Annotated in this window: 19 protein-coding genes and 1 pseudogene; 12 read left to right on the top strand and 8 right to left on the bottom strand. The window is 68.3% G+C overall.

Translation table 11 applies throughout. The annotated features are described in order from the left end of the window. The 7 genes and pseudogenes from ACXAID_RS19120 to ACXAID_RS19090 all read right to left on the bottom strand — a co-directional run. Window positions 1–343 (bottom strand): annotated as a pseudogene (locus ACXAID_RS19120) (acyl-CoA dehydrogenase family protein); the annotation flags it as partial. Then, window positions 340–1551: an acyl-CoA dehydrogenase family protein gene (locus ACXAID_RS19115; protein ID WP_475023786.1), complete on the bottom strand. Its 1212-nt coding sequence runs from the start codon at window positions 1549–1551 to the stop codon at window positions 340–342. The pseudogene ACXAID_RS19120 and the gene ACXAID_RS19115, both read right to left, overlap by 4 nt. A 2-nt stretch (window positions 1552–1553) precedes the next feature. Next, the gene (locus tag ACXAID_RS19110; protein ID WP_475023785.1) at window positions 1554–2717 is read right to left on the bottom strand and encodes a CaiB/BaiF CoA transferase family protein; all 1164 of its coding nucleotides are present in this window, start codon (window positions 2715–2717) and stop codon (window positions 1554–1556) included. Next, window positions 2710–3633 (bottom strand): SDR family NAD(P)-dependent oxidoreductase, encoded by a 924-nt coding sequence (locus tag ACXAID_RS19105; protein WP_475023784.1) that lies wholly within the window; start codon window positions 3631–3633, stop codon window positions 2710–2712. The genes ACXAID_RS19110 and ACXAID_RS19105 overlap by 8 nt, the downstream gene beginning before the upstream one ends. Next, on the bottom strand, window positions 3633–5483 hold the full coding sequence (locus ACXAID_RS19100) for a flavin-containing monooxygenase (RefSeq protein WP_475023783.1): 1851 nt from the start codon (window positions 5481–5483) through the stop codon (window positions 3633–3635). Before ACXAID_RS19100 ends, ACXAID_RS19105 begins: the two co-directional genes overlap by 1 nt. A 63-nt stretch (window positions 5484–5546) precedes the next feature. Further along, entirely contained in the window at window positions 5547–6965 is a 1419-nt protein-coding gene (locus tag ACXAID_RS19095; RefSeq protein ID WP_475023782.1) for an aromatic ring-hydroxylating oxygenase subunit alpha, read from the bottom strand. A gap of 29 nt (window positions 6966–6994) precedes the next feature. Then, complete coding sequence (locus tag ACXAID_RS19090) at window positions 6995–7858, bottom strand: SDR family NAD(P)-dependent oxidoreductase (protein ID WP_475023781.1); 864 nt, start codon at window positions 7856–7858, stop codon at window positions 6995–6997. A gap of 140 nt (window positions 7859–7998) precedes the next feature. Between ACXAID_RS19090 and ACXAID_RS19085 the strand changes: the two genes are divergently transcribed. The 7 genes from ACXAID_RS19085 (at window position 7999) to ACXAID_RS19055 (ending at window position 16094) form a co-directional block, all read left to right on the top strand. Next, complete coding sequence (locus tag ACXAID_RS19085) at window positions 7999–9576, top strand: SMP-30/gluconolactonase/LRE family protein (RefSeq protein ID WP_475023780.1); 1578 nt, start codon at window positions 7999–8001, stop codon at window positions 9574–9576. Next, window positions 9573–10316, top strand: a complete 744-nt coding sequence (locus ACXAID_RS19080; RefSeq protein ID WP_475023779.1) for a GntR family transcriptional regulator — start codon at window positions 9573–9575, stop codon at window positions 10314–10316. The genes ACXAID_RS19085 and ACXAID_RS19080 overlap by 4 nt, the downstream gene beginning before the upstream one ends. Further along, entirely contained in the window at window positions 10313–11815 is a 1503-nt protein-coding gene (locus tag ACXAID_RS19075; protein ID WP_475023778.1) for an AMP-binding protein, read from the top strand. The genes ACXAID_RS19080 and ACXAID_RS19075 overlap by 4 nt, the downstream gene beginning before the upstream one ends. A 1-nt stretch (window position 11816) precedes the next feature. Continuing rightward, window positions 11817–12602 carry an SDR family NAD(P)-dependent oxidoreductase gene (locus ACXAID_RS19070; protein WP_475023777.1) on the top strand — a complete coding sequence of 262 codons (786 nt, stop codon included), beginning with the start codon at window positions 11817–11819 and terminating at the stop codon, window positions 12600–12602. Continuing rightward, on the top strand, window positions 12599–14080 hold the full coding sequence (locus tag ACXAID_RS19065; protein WP_475023776.1) for an acyl-CoA synthetase: 1482 nt from the start codon (window positions 12599–12601) through the stop codon (window positions 14078–14080). The genes ACXAID_RS19070 and ACXAID_RS19065 overlap by 4 nt, the downstream gene beginning before the upstream one ends. Before the next feature lie 135 nt (window positions 14081–14215). Beyond that, complete coding sequence (locus ACXAID_RS19060; protein ID WP_475023775.1) at window positions 14216–15466, top strand: cytochrome P450; 1251 nt, start codon at window positions 14216–14218, stop codon at window positions 15464–15466. After that, window positions 15459–16094: a TetR/AcrR family transcriptional regulator gene (locus ACXAID_RS19055; RefSeq protein ID WP_475023774.1), complete on the top strand. Its 636-nt coding sequence runs from the start codon at window positions 15459–15461 to the stop codon at window positions 16092–16094. Before ACXAID_RS19060 ends, ACXAID_RS19055 begins: the two co-directional genes overlap by 8 nt. A gap of 33 nt (window positions 16095–16127) precedes the next feature. Here the strand turns inward: ACXAID_RS19055 and ACXAID_RS19050 are convergent, their stop codons facing one another. Beyond that, complete coding sequence (locus ACXAID_RS19050) at window positions 16128–17201, bottom strand: NAD(P)H-dependent amine dehydrogenase family protein (protein WP_475023773.1); 1074 nt, start codon at window positions 17199–17201, stop codon at window positions 16128–16130. Between the two features lie 82 nt (window positions 17202–17283). Here ACXAID_RS19050 and ACXAID_RS19045 point away from each other — a divergent pair, with 82 nt between their 5' ends. The 5 genes from ACXAID_RS19045 to ACXAID_RS19025 all read left to right on the top strand — a co-directional run. Continuing rightward, on the top strand, window positions 17284–17889 hold the full coding sequence (locus tag ACXAID_RS19045) for a TetR/AcrR family transcriptional regulator (RefSeq protein ID WP_475023772.1): 606 nt from the start codon (window positions 17284–17286) through the stop codon (window positions 17887–17889). A gap of 32 nt (window positions 17890–17921) precedes the next feature. Further along, window positions 17922–19178, top strand: a complete 1257-nt coding sequence (locus tag ACXAID_RS19040; protein WP_475023771.1) for a cytochrome P450 — start codon at window positions 17922–17924, stop codon at window positions 19176–19178. Window positions 19179–19190: 12 nt separating this feature from the next. Continuing rightward, window positions 19191–20249: an NAD(P)H-dependent amine dehydrogenase family protein gene (locus tag ACXAID_RS19035; protein WP_475023770.1), complete on the top strand. Its 1059-nt coding sequence runs from the start codon at window positions 19191–19193 to the stop codon at window positions 20247–20249. Further along, window positions 20246–20815, top strand: a complete 570-nt coding sequence (locus ACXAID_RS19030) for an isomerase (RefSeq protein WP_475023769.1) — start codon at window positions 20246–20248, stop codon at window positions 20813–20815. The genes ACXAID_RS19035 and ACXAID_RS19030 overlap by 4 nt, the downstream gene beginning before the upstream one ends. A 3-nt stretch (window positions 20816–20818) precedes the next feature. After that, window positions 20819–21119, top strand: a 301-nt coding sequence (locus ACXAID_RS19025) for an NAD(P)H-binding protein (RefSeq protein WP_475023768.1), incomplete at its 3' end; no start/stop codon positions are given.

Raw genomic sequence — 21119 nt, 5'->3', positions numbered from 1 at the left:
ATTCGAGACCGGCGACGGCGCCGGCCGGGCGGGCGCCGCCGATCACGATGATCCCGTCGACGTCGAGGCCGGCCGGGGCGGCGAGTCGTTCGGCGAGCGGGTAGGGCAGGGCCCAGTAGCCCGCGCTGCGGCACAGCGCGGCGGCCGCCTCCACCCCGTCGGCATCGGTGCGCGGCTCCAGCTCCCAGGTGCCGAGCTCGGCGAGCACCGGCCCGACCAGGGATTCGCGGGTCTGCGGCGCCGCTTCGGCCCGCTGCACGAGTTCGTCGCCCCCGGCTGATTCGAACGCCTGCCGGGCCTGGCGGCCGTACTCCTGCGCGTCGGCGCTGAGGTCGAGGATCATGTGTCCCTCCTCGCGGGGCTGCTTTTCGCTCCTTGCGTGCGCGGCCCCAACATGGCGCGGGACAACAGGATTCGCTGCATCTCGATGCTCCCGGAGGACACCGTGGAGGCCTGCGAGTAGCGCCAGTGGTCTTCGACCTCGCCGAGGAACCAGGCCGCCCGTTCGTCGGTGTGCCGGACCTCGGCGGCGATGTCGGAAAGCACCTCGGCGCTGTCCTGGTCCAGCTTGGTCACCGCGATCCGGTAGGCCGCCGCATCACCCGGGGTGATCTGGCCGCTGTCCTGCAGTGCGACCACCCGGTACGCCAGCAGCCTGGCCCGCCGGCAGTGCGTCAGCATCCGGACCCAGCGGCCGCGCAGCTCGCCCGGCAACGCGTCCCACCGGGCACCCAGCACCTCCGGCGCCGCGGCGAGCAGCCGCTCACAGCGGGCGTAGCGGGCGATCCCGACCCGCTCGAAGGACATCACGTCGCCCACGATCGACCAGCCGTCATCCACGGTTCCCAACACGTCGGCCTCGGTGACCCGCAGGTCGTCGAAGAACACCTCGTTGAGGTGGTGCGGGCCCATCATGGTTCCGATCGGGCGCACCGTGATGGCCGGATCATCCATCGGCACCAGGAAGATCGTCAGACCCTGCTGCTTCTTCGCCACGCCGCCGTCACCGACCCGCGTCGTGCGCGCCAGCAGGAAACACCACTGGGCCATCGTGGCGTAGGACGTCCAGATCTTCTGCCCGCTGACCAACCAGCCGTCTGGATCGTCGTCGGACCGGCGGGCGAAGGTACGCAGCGACGCCAGATCCGAGCCGGCCTCGGGTTCGGAGAATCCCTGGCACCAGATCACCTCGCCCGCCGCGATCGGCGGCAGGTGCCTGCGCTGCTGCTCGGCGGTGCCGTGTCGCATGATGATCGGCCCGACCCAGTTCACCCCCATGTACTGGGCGCCGCGCGGTTCGTGGTGCGCCCACATCTCCTCGCGCACCACCGTCTGCTCCCAGACCGACGCCCCGCCGCCGCCGAACTCCTCCGGCCAGGCCAGGCACAGCAGCTGCTTGTCGGCCAGCGTGCGGCAGAACCGTTGGGCGGTCTCCAGATCGGCCGGGTCGTCGGTGAAGGCGCCCAGGAAGTGTTCGGGCACGTGCTCGCCGACCAGCTCGCGCAACTCACGGCGCAGATCACCGGCGCGCTTGCCCATGTCGAAGTCCATCGCTACCGCCCCACCGCGTCGGGTGTACCCAGGCCCAGCTCGTCGAGCACCGCAGCGGTGTCGGCGCCGAGTTCGGGGGCCGGCCCGCGCACCCGGGCCGGAGTACGGGAGAACCACGTCGGGACGCCCGGAAAGCGCACCGGCCCGTGCGGGGTGTCGACGGTCTCGAACAGTCCGACCGCGTTGAGGTGTTCGTCGTCGAACAGGTCGTCCGGCGTGTTCAGCGGTGCGGCGGGAATCTCCAGCTCGCGGAACAGGTCCAGCCACTCGGCGGTGGTGCGCTCCTGCAATGTCTGGGCGACCAGGCCGTAGACGGTGTCGATCTCGTTCGCCCGGGACTCCAGGGTGGCGTACAGATCGGTGGCCCACGGAGGAGCGACGGCGTCGATGAATGCGTTCCAGTGTTTGTCGTTGTAGATCAGCGCGGCGATGTGGCCGTCCTTGGTGCGGTAGGGACGCCGGTTGCGCGCCACCGTGCGCGGATAGACGGCCGGGCCCAGCGGGGGGTCGAACATGGCTCCGTTGGCGTGCTCGACCAGCATGAACGACGCCATGGTCTCGAACATCGCGACTTCGACCTCCTGGCCCTCCCCGGTGCGCTCCCGGTGGAACAGCGCCATCATCGTGGCGTACAGCGCGGTCAGCCCGGCAACCTTGTCGGCCATGATGGTGCCGACATAGTCCGCCTCACCGGTGAGTTGCTCTTGCACAGCGGGCAATCCGCATTCGGCCTGGATGGTGTCGTCGTAGGCCGGACGGTCCCGTTCCGGCCCGCGCCGGCCGTAGCCGTAGCAGTTGGTGTAGACGATCGACGGGTTCATAGCGACCACGTCGTCGTAGCTGAACCCCAGCTTGGCGATGGCCTTGGAGCGCATGGAGTGGATGAACACGTCGGCCCGTTCGATCAACGCGCGCACGGCGGCCCTGCCCTGCTCGGAACGCAGATCCAGCACGACGCTGCGCTTGCCGCGGTTGACGTTGACGAACACCCCGCTCATGCCCGAGACCGGGCCGACCGAGATGAACCGGGTGTTGTCGCCCTGCGGCGGTTCGATCTTGACGACCTCGGCGCCCATGTCGGCCATGATCTGCGTGCAGTAGGGGCCCATCACCATCGCGGTGAGGTCGACGACCCGGATGCCTGCCAGGGGTCCCGCGTCAGCCATTCGGGATCCCTTGTGCGGCCATGCCGAAGCTGTATCGGATGTGGTCGGCGTGCCCGTCGGGCACCACGGGGAAGGCCACCGAGCCGGCGGTGTCCCGGATCGCGTCGATCTGCGCGGCGACGTCCTCGACGGTCCACGACGGCCGATACACCCCAGCGGTCTCGGCGATGTAGGCCCGGGCGATCCGGCCGGCAATGGCGACGAGCATCTCTCCGGTGACCGAACAGGTTTCGTGGGCCAGCCAGCCCACCGCGGGGGCGACGAGGTCGCTACCCATCGGCGGATACGCCGAGGTGTCGATCCCCTCGGCCATTCTGGTCACCGCGGCGGGGACGATCACATTGCACTTGACGTCCGAGGACGCCCCTTCCAGGGCGGCGACGTTGGACAGGCCGATGATGCCCGCCTTGGCGACGCCGTAGTTGGCCACGTCGTGGTTGCCGTAGAGCCCGCCGATCGACGAGGTCAGCACGATCCGGCCGTAGCCGGCGGCGCACATCTGCGGGAAGGCCTCCCGCACCACGTGGAAGGCGCCGCGCAGGTGCACGTCGAGCACCGCGTCGAAGTCGTGGTACGACATCTGGGCCAGTGGGGCACGGCGGACGTTGCCGGCGTTGTGGATCAGGATGTCGATCCGGCCGAAATTGTCCATGGCCGATTCGACGATCGCCCGTCCGCCCACCACGGTCGCCACCGAATCGGAGGACACCACCGCCGTACCGCCGGCGGCGCGGATCTCGCGCACCACCTCGGCCGCCGGACGGTCGTCGGCGCCGTCGCCGCCGAGGTTTCCCCCGACGTCGTTGACGACCACCTTCGCCCCGCGGGCGGCCAACAGTAGCGCGTACTCCCGGCCCAACCCCCTTCCGGCTCCGGTGATGACGGCAACCCTGCCGTCGAATCTCAAGTCACCCATCAGGTTCCGAACACCAGGCCGTCGAGGTCGCCGTTGTCCCGCCACTCCTTGAGCAGGTCGTCGAAGGCGTAGAACCCGGGTGAGTAGAAATCACCGAGGAACGATCCGTTGCCCTCGGCTCCGCCGCGGCCCTCGTTGTTGTAATAGCCGGGTGTGCAGGACAGTTCGAATGCGGAGTTGTCGATGGCCAGGTCTGCCACGGTGGTCACCCAGCTGTCCTGACCGTCCTGGCTGGGCTCGACGGTGTTCGCGCCGCGGTTCTGCGCCTCGGCGATGATGTAGGCGATGTGCTCGGCCTGCTGCTCGAACATCGCGGTGGTGTTCGCCGACACACCACCCTGGATGAACCCCATGAAGAACTGGTTGGGAAAACCTCGGCTGGTCATCCCGTGCAGGGTCTTGTAGTTGTCCTTCCAGTAGTCGAACAACGACAGTCCGTCGCGGCCGACGATCGAGTCGATGGCATAGCGGCGGCTGATCTCGGTGGAGATCTCGAACCCGCTGGCGAAGATCACGCAGTCGACCTCGTATTCGACACCGTCGGCGACGATGCCCTTCTCGGTGAGCCGCTCCACTCCCTTGGATGCGGACACGTCGACCAGCGTGACGTTGGGCCGGTTGTAGGCATCCAGGTACTCCCCGCTCGAGCAGGGCCGCTTGCACATGAACCGGTAGTACGGCTTGAGCGCCTCGGCGGTGTCGGGGTCCTCGACGATGGCGGCCACGCGCCGGCGCAGCCGCTCCATGATCTTGTAGTCCTCTTCCTCGCGCATCGCCATGATCTCCTCGACCCCCAGCGATGTCGGGTCCGGGCTGGCCGCGATGCGGGCGGTCAGATTGCGGCCGAGCTCGGTCCAGAAGTCGCACACCAGATCCGGTTCGCCGAAGACCACACCCACGAACGGCGACCAGTTGTGGAAGTTGCGCTTGCGCTCTTCCTGCCAACCGGGCTGCAGCGAAGCGGCCCACTGCGCGTCGGTGGGGGTGTTGACCCGGTGGTCCACCGAGGACGGCGTCCGCTGGAACACGAACAACTGTTTCGCGTCGCGGCCCAGGTGGGGTACCAGCTGCACACCGGTCGCTCCGGTGCCCACCAGGGCAACCCGCTTGTCGGCCAGCTTCGCCAGGCCGCCGTTGGCGTCACCACCGGTGTAGTCGTAGTCCCACCGCGCCGAGTGGAAGACGTGACCGCCGGCGGCCATGTAGTCCTTGATGCCGGGGATGCCGGGCAGTTTGGGCCGGTTGTAGGAACCCTGTGCCATGACCACGAACCGGGCGCGTACGTCGTCGCCGCGGTCGGTGCTGATCCGCCAGCGTGACAGCGAGTCGTCCCAGTGCAGCTCGCGCACCTGGGTGGAGAACATCGCGCCGTCGTACAGGCCGAAATGCTTGCCGATGTTGCGGCAGTGCTCGAAGATCTCGGCGCCGTCGGCGAACTTCTTCGACGGCATGAAGCCGAGTTCTTCGAGCATCGGGATGTAGCAGTAGGCGTCGTTGTCGCACTGGATCCCCGGGAACCGGTTCCAGTACCACACGCCGCCGAAGTCGCCGGCCATCTCGATGACGCGGATGCCCTCGACACCGGCCTTCTTCAGGTAGGCGCCGGCCAGCAGCCCGGCGAAGCCGCCACCGAGGATGACGACGTCGACGTCCTCGGTGATCGGATCACGTTGTACCGGCGTCGTATAGGGGTCGACCTCGTAGAAGTCGGCGAACTCGCCCTCGAGCTCCAGGTACTGCTCGCCCCCCTCGGGGCGCACCCGCTTGGCGCGCTCGGCGGCGTATTTCTCCTGCAGCGCGGGGATGTCGATGTCCTGCGGCGTGTCGGTGGGCCCGCACGGGGTCGTCATGTGTCTCCTCTTTCGCGATTTCGGCGTGGCTGGTCGCGGAATGCGCGACCGAACACGCTGAAATCACAGTTCGGTGGGGGCTCCGGTACCCATGTACTTGGACAGTTGGTAGTGCAGGTTGACGGTGCTGCGTTCCCGGTACGGGTTGGGCAGCGTGCCCGGGAAGCCGGCGGACTTCATGCCCCGCTGCACCGCTGCCATGTTCGAGAAGTCCTGGGGCAGCACCGAGCGCCAGTTCGGGGAGTCCTTGGGCGTGTACTCCCACTCCGTCTCGGGCTCACCGCCTTTCGGGTACAGCTCGAACACCCCGACCTCGAAGATGCACTTGTTCGGGTCGTAGCTGGGGTCGGGCCGGGCGCTGTAGCACAGCGCGCTGGTGAGCCCCTGGCCGATCTGGAAGTTCGGGAAGATCTGCCAGGCCGTTCCGCTCTGGCCCAGGATGTCGGGCGGGATCGTCGGCCAGATCACCCCGCGGGCCTCGTCGTCGCGCCGCGCCGAAGCCAGCCAGTGCGCCAGCACCTCGTCGGCCGGAGTCCCCTCGGGCAGTTCGTCGACCAGCCGCTTGGCGGCGTCCACCAGCGTCTGCGTGGTCGTCGCGTTCGTCTCTTCCATGGTGTACACCTGCATCTCGGCGGTCGAGATGCGCGGGTCGCCGGTGCCCAGCCGGATCTTGGACTTGGTCTCGTCCATTCCCTTCGGCGCGTCGTAACCGATGTTGCTGTGCCGGCCCTGCGCTTTGGCCCAGCCCTTGAACTCGCCGAACCGGTTGAACTCCGGGTGGGTGGTGAACACGTGGTAGGTCTCGTTGAACGCCTCCAGCGCGACCTTCCAGTTGCAGTCGAAATACAGCCATTTGCGCCACTTGTAGCGCATGTTCTCCAGACCGAACGGGTCGAGGATCTTCGAGGCGGGGAACAGATAGTCGGCCAGCGGCTCACAGTCGGGGTCCATGTTGATGAACAGCCAGCCGCCCCAGGTGTCGACCTGCACCGGCGCCAGGTGGGTGTTGCGCGGGGTGAGCTTGCCGGCCCAGTCGTCCTGTTCGCGAATGTGCGTGCAGGCGCCGTCCAGGCCGTAGGTCCAGCCGTGGAACCCGCACACGAACGACTTGCGGGCCCGGCCTACTGCGTTCTTGGCACCCTCGGGGGTGTCGACCAGACGACGGCCCCGGTGCATGCAGACGTTGTGGTGCGCCGCGAAGTCCGAGGCGCCCGGGCCCGTGCGGACGATGATGATCGAGTCGTCGAGGATGTCGTAGGTGAGGTAGCTGCCGACCTCGGGGATCTCCTCGACGCGGCCGACCTGCTGCCACACCTTGCGCCACAACTTGTCCCGTTCGGCCCGGGCGTAGTCCTCGCTGATGTAGGCCTCGACGCCGATGGTCGTCGCTTCGGAGAGGTCCTCGGCGATCATGCCGGTCGAGTCGTCGGGTGGGGCATCGCGCTCGATCGCGGCGTCGACGTCGGATTCGGTGTGTGCCACTAGTTTTTCCTTTCTCCAACCAGACGGAATCAGAACCGGCTGATCGCTTGGCGGAAGGATTCGTCCTTGAGGAACAACGATGTGTTGTCCGCGCCCAGGTGGGTCCATTTCAGGTTGAGCCCACCGTCGACGAGCAACGTCTGACCGGTCACGTACCCGGAAAGATCCGAGAGCAGGAACAGGATGGCGCCGGCCTGCTCGGCCGGGGTGCCCCGCCTGCCCATCGCGATCGCGGTGCGGTCGCGCTGCGGGTCGGTGTCGACGTAGGTGGCCGACGCCGCCGTCTCGGTGACGCCGGGGGCGACCGCGTTGACCCGGATGCCGTCCAGCGCCAGTTCGACGGCCATGGTGCGGGTCATCGCCACCACCGAGGCCTTCGCCGTGCCGTAGGCGATGTGGAACGGCGCGGTGTTCATCCCGCTGATCGACGAGACGGACACGATGGAGCCGGGGTCTCCGTTGTCCCGGATCTCGGCCGCGATCGCCTGGCTCATGAAGAACGTCGTCTCCAGGTTCGCCGCGAACAGGGCGCGCCAGTCCGCACGGCTGACCCGGGTGGCCGGCATCCAGGTGCCGGGGGCGGCTCCGCCGGCGACGTTCACCAGACCGTAGAGCTTCGAGCCGGTGCGCCCGGACGCCGTGCGCACCGCGTCGAGGACGGTGGCGATGCCGTCATCGGTCGCCGCGTCGGCTGCGACCGGAACGACCGACAGACCGTCGGCCGCCAGGGGCGCGACGTGCTGGTCGAGGTTGTCCTCGGAACGGGACACCGCCACCACGGTGGCGCCGGCCTCGGCGGCCATCCGGGTCACCGTCGTTCCGATGCCACCGCCGCCTGCGCCGGAGACCACCACGATGCGGCCGTCCAGGCTGATCGACAGTCCGGAGCTCATGTCAATTGTCCGGACAAGAAATGTTACTCTGCATATTGCAGAACACTATTCCGCAGGGATTATGTGGCCGTCAATACTCATTTGACGGCCATATCGAACCTATTGTCTGGACTAGCTGAACCTTGCTAACGTCCGAACCCATGAATGCCCGCTACGCAGCGCACAACCCGGCCGCCTCGCAGGGATGGCAGCTGACGAGGGTGACCGCGCCGAGCCGCCTGTTCGGCGCCAACGGCCTGCGCACCGGCCCCGACGACCGCGTGTACGTGGCGCAGGTGACCGGCAGCCAGATCAGCGCGCTGGACCTCGCCTCGGGCGAACTGGAGACCGTCAGCGCCAAGGGCGGCGACGTCATCGCGCCCGACGACGTGGCCTTCGGCGCCGACGGCACGCTGTTCGCCACCGAGGTGATGGACGGCCGGGTCAGCGCCCGCGACACCGCCGGGCACACCCGGGTGGTGCGCGACGATCTGCCCTGCGCGAACGGCATCACCGTGCACCAGGGCCGGCTGTTCGTCGGCGAATGCCGCGACGGCGGCCGGCTGATGGAGTTGCCGCTCGACGGCGGCGCACCGCGGATCCTGCTGGAGAACCTGCCCTCACCCAACGCGATGGAGGTAGGCCCGGACGGACTGCTCTACTACCCGCTGATGACCGCCAACGAGATCTGGCGAGTGCACCCCGACGGCGGCGAGCCGCAACGGGTGGCCACCGACCTCGGCGTGCCCGACGCGGTGAAGTTCGACTCCGACGGCCAGCTGGTGTCCACCCAGGTGGCCAGCGGCCAGGTGCTGCGCATCGATCCGCGTACCGGCGACAAAACAGTGCTCGCCCAACTGAATCCGGGCCTGGACAACCTAACCTTCGTCGGCGACCGGCTCTTCGCGTCCAACTTCACCGGTGAGATCACCGAGATCATGGGCGACGGACGCACCGCGACGGTGCTGCCGGGCGGGCTGAACTGGCCGCTGGACCTGACCGTGGCCGACGGCACCCTCTACGTGGCCGACGGCACCTATTTCTACGCCGTCGGCGACGACGGATCCCTGCAGACCGTCGGGATGCTGTTCTCCCCCGGCTATCCGGGCTTCCTGCGCGGCGTTCATGCCATCGGCGCCGACGAGTTCGTCGTCACCACCTCGGGCGGCCAGGTCGCCCGCTATCGGCCCGGGGCCGGCGAAACGGACTTCCTGGCCACCGATTTCGACCAGCTCTACGGTGTCGCGGTCACCGACGGCGCGATCGTGTTCGCCGAACAGGGCACCGGGAGGGTGCACAGCCTGCGCTCCGGTGCGGTCGAGACGCTGGCGACGGGACTGCACGAACCCGTCGGTGTCGCGATCGGCCCGGACGGTGCGGTGCTGGTCGCCGAGTCCGGCGCGGGCCGGGTGGTGCGGGCGAGCGGCGCCGGGGTGGACACCGTGGTGGACGGGCTGCGCTGCCCGCAGGGCCTGCACGTGCGCGACGCACACCTCTACATCGTCGATGCGGCGACCAAGGAACTCATCGAGTTCGACCTGAACACCAAGGCGCGCAACACCGTCGCCACCGGCCTGCCGGTCGGTCCGCCGCCGGGTGTCGAACCCAAGCCGCTCAAGGGAATGCCGCCGTTCTCCGGTCCGCAGGGGCCGTTCGCCGGCGTCACCTCGGGGCCGGACGGCACCCTCTACGTCTCGGCCGACGGCGACGGTAGCGTCCTGGCCCTGCGGCGACAATGACCACCACCGCCGGCGACCACCGCTATCTTCAGGTCGCGCGCACCCTGCGCAAGGAGATCGTCGACGGCGTGTTCCCGGTCGGCTCCCAACTGCCCACCGAACACGAGCTGTGCGAACGGTTCTCGGTGAGCCGATACACCGTTCGTGAGGCGCTGCGACGGCTGCGCGACGACAACCTGATCACCTCCAAGCCGCGGGCGGGAACCCTGGTGGTGCCCCGCCCGAGCACCGATTCCTACGCCCAGGACGTCGTGTCCATCGACGATCTGCTCGCCTTCGCCCAGGGCGCCCGGTTCGCCATCGAGACCAACGCGATGATCACCGTCGACGCCGCTCTGGCCGAGCGCACCGGCCTGGAACCGGGTGGGGAATGGCTCGCGGTGAGCGGGTATCGGCGCATCGACGAGGACACCGCACCGGTGTGCCGCACCGAGTACTACATCAACCGCAGTTTCGCCGCGGTCGGCCGGCTGCTGCAGCGCCACAGTGGGCCGATCTTCCCGCTGATCGAGGACCTGTTCGGGGTGAGCGTGGTGCAAGTGCACCAGGAGATCTCGGCCGTCGTGCTGGATGCCGAACTCGCCGCCCGGCTGCACACCTCCCCCGGCGCTGCGGCCCTGCAGATGCAGCGCACCTACACCACCTCCGACGGCGAGACGGCTCAGGTCACCGTCAACACCCATCCCTCGTCGAGGTTCCGGCACTCGATGACGATGCGCAGGGTGCGGGACACCCGATGAGCCCGACCCTGGCCGACGCCCTGGCCGAGGCCGCCCGCGACACCCCGGACCGGGTGCTGGTGCGCGACGAGCAGTGCGCGCTGACCTGCCGTGACCTGTTCGATCAGGCGGGCGCGCTGGCGCAGGCCCTGCTGCGGCGGATGCCGCCGGGCAGCGTCGTGTCGTTCACCGTCCCGAACTGGCACGAGGCCGCCGTCGTCTACCTGGGGGCGACCCTGGCCGGCATGGTGGTCAACCCGATCCTGCCGTCGCTGCGCGACCACGAGCTGTCGTTCATCCTGGCCGACGCGGGCAGCCGCGCGATCTTCATCCCGCAGACCTTCGGCGGCCACGACTACGCGGCGATGCTGCACCGCGTCGTCGCGGACCTGCCGGACCCGCCGGAGGTCGTCGTAGTGCGCGGTGACGCCGCCGGGCACACCGCGTTCGCCGACCTTCCCGGCGAACCGGGCACCGCGGCGCTGCCGGACCTCGACTCGGCTGCCACCCGGATGATCATGTACACCTCGGGCACCACGGGCCGGCCGAAAGGGGTACTCCACACCCATGATTCGCTGTATGCACTGATCACCCAGCTGGGCCGGTACTGGCGAATCGACCCCGGCGACACCTTCCTGGTGCCCTCGCCGATCGCTCACATCGGCGGCTCGATCTATGCGTTCGAGTGCCCGCTGCTGCTGGGCACCCAGGCGGTGCTGATGCAGCGCTGGGATCCCGACGACGCCGTGGCGCTCATGCTCGAACACCGCTGCACACACATGGCAGGAGCCACTCCGTTCCTGGACGGGCTGTTGGCGGCCGCCCAGCGGGCCGGCACCCGGCTGCCCGACCTGAAGGTATTCATCTGCGGGGGCGCCTCGGTACCGCCGTCGTTGATCCGCCGCGCATCGGAGTATCTGGACAAGGCCGCGGTGAGCCGCGTCTACGGATCGACCGAAGTGCCGGTCACCACCGTGGGATCGCTCGACGACGTCGGGCAGGCCGCGGACACCGACGGGCGCCCGGGCATCGCCGACGTCGTGCTCGTCGACGGGGAGATCCGCTGCCGCGGACCGCAGATGTTCACCGGGTACCTGCACGCCGAGGACAACACCGACGCGTTCGACGGGGCCGGCTACTTCCGCACCGGAGACCTGGGCCGGTTCACCGAGGACGGCCATCTGGTGGTGACCGGCCGGGCAAAGGACATCATCATCCGCAACGGCGAGAACATCTCCCCCAAAGAGGTGGAGGACATTCTGCTCACCCATCCGGGCATCGCCGAGATCGCGGTGGTCGGCATCCCCGACCCGCGCACCGGGGAGCGCGCCTGCGCGGCCATCGTCGCAGCGGGAACGACCGGGCCCGACGTCGCCGAGATCAGGGAGTTCCTGACCGCCCGCGGCGTCGCGAAGTTCAAGGCGCCCGAACAGGTTCGGCTGGTCGCTGCGCTCCCCAAGAACGATGCCGGCAAGGTTCTCAAACATCTGATCAAGGCCGAACTGACACAGGAGTCATGACATGCAGGTAGCGATCGTCACCGGAGCCAGCAGCGGCATCGGGTTCGGCTGTGCGACAACCCTGGCCAGACAGGGCATGGCGGTGCTGGGCACCGGGCGCGATCCCGACCGGCTCGCCGCGCTGGAGCAGGAGGACGCCGGGCCCGGTGAGATCGCGACCCTGTCGGTCGACCTGACCGCAGACGACGCGCCGGCCCGGATCGTGGCGGCGGCGCTGGAGCGCTGGGGGCGCATCGACTTCCTGGTGAACAACGCCGGAGTCGGCAGCCCGAAACCGTTGCACGAAACCGATGACGAGACGCTGGACTATTTCCTGGGCATCATGCTGCGCGCCCCGTTCCGGCTGGCCCGCGACGTGATCGGGCACATGCAGCCGGGCTCGGCGATCATCAACGTCACCTCCACGTTCGCCGTCGTCGGCGGGCTGCGCGGCGGCGCCTACTCGGCCGCCAAGGGCGGCCTGACCGCGTTGACCACCCACATCGCCTGCCAGTACGGCCCGTTGGGGGTCCGGTGCAACGCGGTGGCTCCCGGGGTGACGCTGACCCCGATGGTGGCCCACCGGCTCGAGGACGAACGGTTCCGCAAGATCAACACCGAGATGACCCCGCACACCCGGCTGGGGCGTGTCGAGGACATCGCCTCCACGGTGGCGTTCCTGTGCTCGGAGGGCGGTAGCTTCATCAACGGGCAGACGATCGTCGTCGACGGGGGCTGGAGCAGCACGAAGTACCTGTCCGACTTCGCGCTCACCTCCGAGTGGGTTGCGCGGGAGCCCGGGCAGTGAACCTGTTCGCGCTGCTCGACCAGGCCGCGGCCCGCCACGGCGACCGGGGCGCGGTGTATCACGGTGAGCAGCAGGTGCATACGTGGTCGCAGCTACACGAGCGCGCGCTGCGCCTGGCCGCATCGTTGCGCGGGTTCGGCCCCGGCGCCCGCATCGCGGTCGCCAGCGAGAACTGCCCGCAGATCGTCGAGCTGATGTTCGCGATCTGGGCAACCGAATGCGTCTTCGTGCCGCTGAACTTCAAACTGCATCCACGCGAGATGGAGCAGGTCCTCGACGACGCGGGCGCCGCCTGCGTGTTCGCGTCCCCGAAAATCGGGGCGGCGCTGGCGCCGGTGACCGCGGTGCCGATCGAGACGATCGGCGCCGCCGAGTACCAGAGCCGCTGCGCCGCAGCCCCGGCCGAGGTCCCACGCGGCACCGACCCGGCGAGCCTGGCGTGGTTGTTCTACACCAGCGGCACCACCGGGCGCTCGAAGGGCGCGATGCTCTCGCACCGCAACCTGATGGCGATGACGGTGTCCCACCTGGCCGACTTCGACTCTCCCGACCAGAACTGCAGCCTGATCCACGGCGCACCGATGTCCCACGGATCGGGGATGTACGTGTTGCCTTACCTGCTGCGCGGTGCCCGGCAGGTGATCCCGGCCTCCGGCGCGTTCGACCCCGACGAGTTTCTGGACATGTGTGCACACCACCCCGGCTGCAGTGCGTTCCTGGCGCCGACCATGGTCGCCCGGCTGGCGCAGACCGGGCGCTCCCGCCCGGCCAACCTGTCCACCGTCGTGTACGGCGGCGGCCCGATGTACGTCGACAGTCTGAAGAAGGCGATGGCGGCGTTCGGGCCGATCTTCGTGCAGCTCTACGGGCAGGGCGAGGCACCGATGACGATCACCGGCCTGCGCCGAGCCGACCACGTCGCCGCAGACGGGTGGGCATCCGACGCCGTGCTCGGCTCGGTCGGGTACGCCCGCTCGGGCGTCGACGTCGCGGTGCTGGGGCCCGACGGGACACCGGCGGCCGTCGACGAGATCGGCGAGATCGTCTGCCGCGGCGACGTGGTGATGTCGGGCTACTGGAAGAACCCGGACGCCACCGCGGCCACGCTGCAGAACGGCTGGCTGCGCACCGGCGACATGGGCTCGTTCGACGCGCACGGGCTCCTGACGCTGCGCGACCGTTCCAAGGACGTGGTGATCAGCGGCGGCAGCAACATCTACCCCCGCGAGGTCGAAGAGGTGCTGCTCGAGCACCCCGGGGTCGTCGAGGCGGGCGTGGTCGGGGCTCCCGACGAGGAGTGGGGCGAGGTGGTGGTGGCGTTCGTGGTGAGCGAGGTGACCGCCGCCGATCTGGACGCGCACCTGCTGGACCGGATCGCCCGGTTCAAACGGCCCAAGCGCTACGAGTTCGTCGACGAGCTGCCGAAGAACAGCTACGGCAAGGTGCTCAAGCGGGAGCTGCGGGAACGGCTGACCTGATCGCCGTCGTTTTTTCATTCCTGTATGGCCATCGCTTGACTCGTCTGGCTTCGTTTCGCGAATTTCCCACCGGAACCGGGACTAGACCATACATTTTCTAGAAAGCGTATGGACAATACCTATCCGGGGAGAGCGATGACGATTGACACCGCGGCGCCGACCGTCTTCGACGCCGGCCTGCCGACCCTGAGCTACGACCTCACCAGCACCCCCGCCGACGTCCACGGCGAACTCCGCAGCGCCCAGCTGCAGGCTCCGATCGCGATCGGGCCGGTGGGACCTGAGATCCTCTCCTACGAGTACGCCCGAGCGATCCTGCGGGACGAGCGTTTCGGGATTCCCCCTGGCATCAACCTGATGGCGCAAGGGGTGACCTCGGGCCCGCTGTACGACAAGGTGATGGGCACACTGCTGTGCCTCGACGGTCGCGAACACCAGCGCCTGCGCAAACTGGTCGCCAAGGCGTTCACTCCACGCGCCACAGCCCGTTTGGACCCCACCATCATCGACGTGGTCAACGAGCTCATCGACCGGGTGTCACAGACCGGGCACTGCGATGTGGTGGTCGACATCGCGCAGCCCTATCCGATTCCGGTTATCTGCGCGCTGCTCGGTGCACCCCGTGAAGACTGGCAGCTGTTCTCGGCCTGGACCGAGGACGTCTTCCAGGCGTTCAGCATGACCACCGCGATCGCTGCCGCCGAACCCCGAATCATGTCTGCGTGGGGCGAACTCGACGCCTACGTCGACGAGATGATCGCGCGCCGGCGCCACGATCTGACCGACGACCTGCTGTCCGAACTCATCCGCGCCGAGGACGACGGGGACCGGCTCAGCGTCGCCGAACTTCGGATGCTGGCAGCCAGCCTGCTGATGGCTGGCACCGACACCACCAGAAACCAACTGGCGGCCTCGGTGCAGGTGCTCTGTGAGCATCCCGATCAGTGGCGGCTGCTGCACGACCAGCCGGAGCTGGCCATGCAAGCGGTAGAGGAGAGCATGCGCCACTCCCCGGCCGTGTGCGGCACACCCCGCATTGCCCTTTCGGATGTCGAGTTCGGCGGGTACGTCTTTCCGGCGGGGACGTTCGTGATGGTCAACACTTTCGCCGCCAACCGTGACCCCCAGGTGTACGGCGATCCCGACCACTTCGACATCTCCCGGACGGGAGCACCGGCGATACTGACCTTCGGCGGCGGAGTGCACTACTGCCTCGGCGCCAATCTGGCGCGGCTGGAGCTGGCCAAGGCCCTGGCGATCCTGGCCCGACGGCTGCCCACGCTTCACCGCACCGGCGCGGCACCGTGGAAGCCGATGCTGGGCATGACCGGGCCGACTGCCCTACCCATGGAATTCGACTCGCAGTCCCGCAGTTCGGATGCGTAGCCACGGCTGGGCCGGTGCCGCGCCGTCCTCGGATCAGGAGGCGATCGATCGCATCCTCGACGCGGCCGACGAGATCGTCGCCGAGCGTGGCGCCGCGATTCGCATCGCCGATGTCGCTCGCCGGCTCGGTGTCACCCGCCAGACGGTCTATCGCTACTTCCCCGGTACCGACGCCCTGCTCATCGCCAGCGCCATGCGTTCGGCCAACGGGTTCATCGACAGGCTTGCCGAACACGTCGGCGGCGAGCAGGACCCAGTCGCCGCGATGGTGGAGAGTGTGGCCTTCGCCGTCGAGCAGCTGGTCGGGGATCCGCAGTTCGAGAACCTGCTCACCCAGCGGCGGCCCGACACCACGGTGACCTCCCTGACGTCGGACACCGCGCTGACGTTCGGGCGCGCCATTCTGCAGCGTTTCGACGTCGATTGGGCGACACACGGCTTCGACGAGGTGGCACTCGACGAACTGGCCGAACTCAGCCTGCGCACGATGCATTCCCTGCTGCTCGACCCTGGCGATCCGCCCCGAGACGGCGTGGCGCTGCGCAGGTTCATCTCGCGCTGGCTGGGCCCGGCGATCCTCTACCCGCGCGCTGCGTCGGCATTACGACGTTTCGAACGTCAGACCTAACTCACTCGCCGCGCCGAGGATGAGTACGGCGTTTCACCACATCAGCCCGCGGATCAGCGCCGTCGGCGGAATGTCGGCCAGCTCCACCACTCCGGCGGGCGCCCGGCACACCCAGTCGATCGCGTTGACCGCTCGGGCCGCGGTGGACACACACCCCGCTTCGGTGACGTCGAGCCCCGGATGGGACAGATGGGTGATCACCTCGACCCGCGGCTCACCCTCCACCACGACCTTGTGCACGCCGGGCTGCCCGTCTGGCGGGTACTGGAAATCCGGCCCCGCAGCAGGGGTCAGCCGGTTGACGTGCTCGACGGTGATCACCGGTACGCCGTCACGCACTCCTTCGGCGGCGAAGCGCACCGCGGCCATCCCGCCGGGCTCCACCGTCGTCATCGTGCACTCGATGCGGGTGTCGGTGTACCACGGCTCATATCGTTCCCGGACTTCGTCGAGCTTGACCTCGAGTTGGTCGGCGAGGTTGCGGACCAGCCCGCCGAACATGACCGCGACCACCCCCGGCTGGAACGCCGGCGGCGCCTCGTCGTCGCGGGTGGAGCCGAATCCCATCGCGGTGCCGGTGTATTCGAAATCGTCGTAGTTGCCGTAGTCGAAGATCTCCTGGACGTGCACCGAGTCGGCCCGCACCACCAGGCTCAGCGCCGAGTGCACGGCTGTGTCCGAGGAATACCCGGGATCGATGCCGTTGACGAACAGCGTCGAGTTCCCTGCGGCGCAGGCTTGTTCGAGCGGGCCACGCAGCCAGTCGTCGGCCTGACGGGGCGCGACCAGCCACACCATCGACGTGCCCACCACATCGATCCCGGCGGCCAGCAACTTCGACATCTCCTCGATGGCCTCCATCGGCCGCGTCTCGCCCAGCGCGGTGTAGACCACGCAGTCGGGCGCCAGCGCGATCAGCGCGTCGATGTCGTCGGTGGCCAGTACCCCGGTCGGCTCGGTGAGCCCGCACAATTCCGACGCATCGCGGCCCACCTTGGCCGGATTCGCCGCGTGCACACCGACCAGCTGCAGGTCGGGCCGGCCGATGATGGCCCGCAGGGAGTGCTGCCCGACGTTTCCGGTGGAGAACTGAACGACTCTGCGCATAACTCATCTAACGATCCACCCCTGACTGAAGTCAATGAATTCAGTCAGCACGGGTTCGTTCGGCAGGCGATAGGGTGCGTGGATGGCAGTAGCCGACAAGCCCTCTACCCGCGAGGTCAAACGTCTGCAGACCCGCGAGCGTTTGATGGGGGCAGCGGTCGCGGAACTCAAACGCTCCGGCGTGGCGGCGGCGGACGTCGGTGCGATCGTGACGGCTGCCGGAGTGGCACACGGCACCTTCTTCTTCCACTTCCCCACCAAGGAGCACGTGCTCGTCGAGCTCGAGCAGCGCGAGGAGGAGCGCATCGCCAAACAGCTCGCCCGGTTCCGGAGCACCCACGACGACCTCGAATCGACGTTGTCCGAGGCAGTTCGGCTGGTGATGGGCCTCGAGCGCCGACTGGGCGCGGTCCTGTTCAAAGACTTCCTGGCACTGCATTTCTCGTCGACCCGCCCGCCGGTCGACGAGGACGCCGCGCACCCGGTGATCGTTGAGGTGGCGGCCGAGATCGAACAGGGCCAGGCCCGGGGCCGGGTCGATCCCGACGTGCAACCGATGAACAGCGCGGTCTTCTTCCTGCTCGGGCTCTATGCGCTGCTGACCACCACGCACGACCGGCCGGAACGGCAGGCGATGCTCGACGACTTCCTGACCCGCACCCTGCACAGCCTTCGAGTAGCCGATTGACTACCTAGTCTCGTTGACTATAGTCAGCGAGTATGAGACCGCCGGGCGGGGACCCACGGGAGTGCCACACAGCCGAGGAGCACGCCGAGAACTGGGACCTTCGTCATGAGGACTTCAACGACGACGGCTTCCTCTACGACGTGTACGCCGCGATGCGCAGGAAGAAGACCTTCGCCCACACCGACCGTCCGTTCCTGGCCGCGACACCCGGCGGCGCCTGGGTGGTGGTGGACTACGACGATTGCTACACGATCGCCCAGGACTGGCAGCACTTCTCCAGCAACCCCATGCCAGAAGTCGCCCCCGATTTTCTCGGCAAGCTGGTGGTCATCCTGGACCCGCCGCAGCAGCAGAAGTTGCGCAAGGTCCTCAACCCGTACTTCTCCCCGGCTCGGATGAAGGCCTTGCGCCCGCAGATCGAGTCCGAAACCGACGCCCTGATAGACCGTTTCATCGATTCCGGCACCGGAGATCTGGCACAGGTCGCCTGGCGGCAGCCGGGCGTGGTGTTGTTCAAATACCTGCTGGGCATGCCGACCGGCGACATCCCCCGGTGCTTCGAGCTGACCGATACCGCGCTCAACGGGCCCACCGAGCAGACCCGGGCCGGCGCATGGGCCGATCTCTACCAGCACCTGCACGACGTCGTGTCGGCGCGGACCACCGAGCCGCCCCGCGACGACATGATCGATGTGCTGCTGTCAGCCGAGATCGACGGAGAGAAGCTGCAGTTCACCGATATCGTCGGCAACGCCATGCTGCTGGTGCAGGCCGGACTGGAAACCACCGCCAGCGCCATGTCTTTCGCGTTCCACCACCTGGCCACCCACCCCGACGATCGGGACCGGCTCGCCGCCGAGCCCGCCGCCCAGCCGAGAGCGGTCGAAGAGTTCATCCGCTTCGCCGGCTCGATCCACGGCATCCATCGCACGGTGGCCGACGAGGCCGAACTCCGTGGGCACACCTTCCGCCCGGGTGAGACGGTGCTCATCAACTATGCCGCGGCCAACCGGGATCCTGCCGTGTTCCCCGACCCGGACCGGTGCGTGCTCGACCGCCACGACAACCGCCATCTCGGGTTCGGCGCCGGTGTCCATCGGTGCCTGGGCTCGAATCTGGCCCGCCTGGAATTCCAGATCGGGCTGCAACAGGTGCTGGTCCGAATGCCGGACATCGAACTGGATCCGGGCGCATCAGCGGAGTTCCACGGGAACTCGATCACTCGGGGATTCCGTTCGGTTCCGGTGGTTTTCAGTCCCGCCCCGAGCGGCATCGCCGCCAACAGCTGAGCCGAGGGAGCAATGACGGAGAAGACCTACCGGGTCGTCCAGTGGATGACCGGCGATGTCGGGCAGGCAGGCATCCGGCATTTCGCCGCCTGTCCGACGTTCGACCTCGTCGGCGTCCTGGTGCACAGCAAGGACAAAGTCGGCCGGGATGCCGGTGAGATCGCGGGGATCGATCCCGTCGGCGTCGCCGCCACCGACGACATCGACACCATCCTCGGCATCGACGCCGACTGCGTCTTCTACACCCCGATCATGATGGATGTCGAGACCGTGTGCCGACTGCTGCGGTCCGGCAGGAACGTCGTCACCACGTCCGGGTTCTTCCACCCCAGCGACGACTTCCGCAGTGCCGGCGACCAGATTCGCGCGGCCTGCGCCGAGGGCGGCACGTCGTTCCACGGCGGCGGCATCCATCCCGGCTACGCGGGCGACATCCTGCCGGTCACGCTGGCGCGGGTGATGAGCCGTGTCGACGCCGTCCATCTCTACGAGGTCGTCGACATCCTCAAGGACGCCCCGCTGGATCACATCGACTGGATGGGGTTCGGCAAGGACAAGGACAAGTTCCTGTCCGAGCCGACGATCCTCGGCCTCGGCCTGCCGTTCTTCGCCCAGTCCATGCACATGATCGCCGACGGGCTCGGCGTCACGATCGGCGAGGTGACCGCCGCCGACATCGCGGTCGCCACAGCCACCGGGGACATCGCACACGACGAGGGCGCCATCGCTCGGGGGACGGTCGCCGGGCAGCACCACGAGTGGACGGCATGGGTCGGCGGGCGTCCGCTGATCGTCTTCCACGCGATCTATGTCGCCGCCGGCCCTGAGCTGCTCGAACCGGCGTGGGATTGGGGCCCCACCCGGTACCGGATCGTCATGCAGGGTGACCCGCCCACCGAGCTGACCCTGCAGGGTGTCCGGCAGCCGGACGGCACGATGGCCCACCCCGGCTACACCTGGACGGCGATGGGGGCCATCAACGCCATCCCCGACGTGTGCGACGCCCCACCGGGCTGGCTCACCCACTACGACCTCGGCCTGGTCCGCCCGCGCGGTCTGGTGCGCCCGTGAAGTACCGGTTCGACCCCGACGTTCTGCACACGGTCGCCGCAGACGTCGCCGGACTGCAGCTCGGCAGCGGCGAACTCGTCGCCCGGACCGTCGAACGCCTCGCCGAGCGGTATCCCGAACTGATCGACCCCACGCCGGGACGGTGGGTGGGCAGCAAGGCCGGCGGCATCCTCGGCAAGGTCCGTTTCCTGCACTTCAGCACCCGCGAGTACATCGTCATATTCGGCTCACCCACTGGTACACAGGGCTTTTCGGGTCGCTACAAGCACGTCGACATCCACAAGTTCCTGCTGGCCGGCCGGATCGACTCCTACGATCTGGAATCCGACGACACCGAACCGCTGCCGGCGCTGCTGCCCGGAGGGCACACCTGCCTGCAGCGCGGTCACGCCCGCGGCCTGACCATCCACCCCGGCTCCTGGCATCTGGAGTACGGGCGCGGCGCCGTCGTCACCACGCTGCCGTTCGCGATGGTAGACACGTTGGCGGTATCGCTGGAATTCGAATCGGTGCGCCGGTCGACGGTCGAGTTCACCAGACTGATCGGCAGGCGCCTACGGAGGTAGCTCATGCGAGTCGTCATCGCCGGCGGCCACGGCAAGATCGCTTTGATCACCGAACGGCTGCTCGCCGGCCGGGGCGACTCGGTCGCCGGACTGATCCGCAATCCCGACCACGCCGCCGACCTCGCGGCGGCCGGCGCCGAACCCATCGTCGTCGACCTCGAGAACGCTGACGTCGACGAGGTGGCGTCCCACCTGCGCGGCGCCGACGCGGTGGTCTTCGCCGCCGGGGCCGGCCCGGGCCTGTCTCTTCTGCACCCCTCCGAGCCCACGAGAACTGGCCGAAGATGTGGTAGGGGCTCTTTCG

The organism is Mycobacterium sp. ABE4_509, from assembly GCF_056160785.1.
This window is presented reverse-complemented; position numbering and strand designations above follow the sequence as displayed.

Excerpts from the sequence above, each read along its gene's own strand:
- ACXAID_RS19115 (WP_475023786.1), bottom strand. The coding sequence starts at position 1,551 with ATGGACTTCGACATGGGCAAGCGCGCCGGTGATCTGCGCCGTGAGTTG.
- ACXAID_RS19110 (WP_475023785.1), bottom strand. The coding sequence starts at position 2,717 with ATGGCTGACGCGGGACCCCTGGCAGGCATCCGGGTCGTCGACCTCACC.
- ACXAID_RS19105 (WP_475023784.1), bottom strand. The coding sequence starts at position 3,633 with ATGGGTGACTTGAGATTCGACGGCAGGGTTGCCGTCATCACCGGAGCC.
- ACXAID_RS19100 (WP_475023783.1), bottom strand. The coding sequence starts at position 5,483 with ATGACGACCCCGTGCGGGCCCACCGACACGCCGCAGGACATCGACATC.
- ACXAID_RS19090 (WP_475023781.1), bottom strand. The coding sequence starts at position 7,858 with ATGAGCTCCGGACTGTCGATCAGCCTGGACGGCCGCATCGTGGTGGTC.
- ACXAID_RS19085 (WP_475023780.1), top strand. The coding sequence starts at position 7,999 with ATGAATGCCCGCTACGCAGCGCACAACCCGGCCGCCTCGCAGGGATGG.
- ACXAID_RS19080 (WP_475023779.1), top strand. The coding sequence starts at position 9,573 with ATGACCACCACCGCCGGCGACCACCGCTATCTTCAGGTCGCGCGCACC.
- ACXAID_RS19075 (WP_475023778.1), top strand. The coding sequence starts at position 10,313 with ATGAGCCCGACCCTGGCCGACGCCCTGGCCGAGGCCGCCCGCGACACC.
- ACXAID_RS19070 (WP_475023777.1), top strand. The coding sequence starts at position 11,817 with ATGCAGGTAGCGATCGTCACCGGAGCCAGCAGCGGCATCGGGTTCGGC.
- ACXAID_RS19060 (WP_475023775.1), top strand. The coding sequence starts at position 14,216 with ATGACGATTGACACCGCGGCGCCGACCGTCTTCGACGCCGGCCTGCCG.
- ACXAID_RS19055 (WP_475023774.1), top strand. The coding sequence starts at position 15,459 with ATGCGTAGCCACGGCTGGGCCGGTGCCGCGCCGTCCTCGGATCAGGAG.
- ACXAID_RS19050 (WP_475023773.1), bottom strand. The coding sequence starts at position 17,201 with ATGCGCAGAGTCGTTCAGTTCTCCACCGGAAACGTCGGGCAGCACTCC.
- ACXAID_RS19045 (WP_475023772.1), top strand. The coding sequence starts at position 17,284 with ATGGCAGTAGCCGACAAGCCCTCTACCCGCGAGGTCAAACGTCTGCAG.
- ACXAID_RS19040 (WP_475023771.1), top strand. The coding sequence starts at position 17,922 with ATGAGACCGCCGGGCGGGGACCCACGGGAGTGCCACACAGCCGAGGAG.
- ACXAID_RS19035 (WP_475023770.1), top strand. The coding sequence starts at position 19,191 with ATGACGGAGAAGACCTACCGGGTCGTCCAGTGGATGACCGGCGATGTC.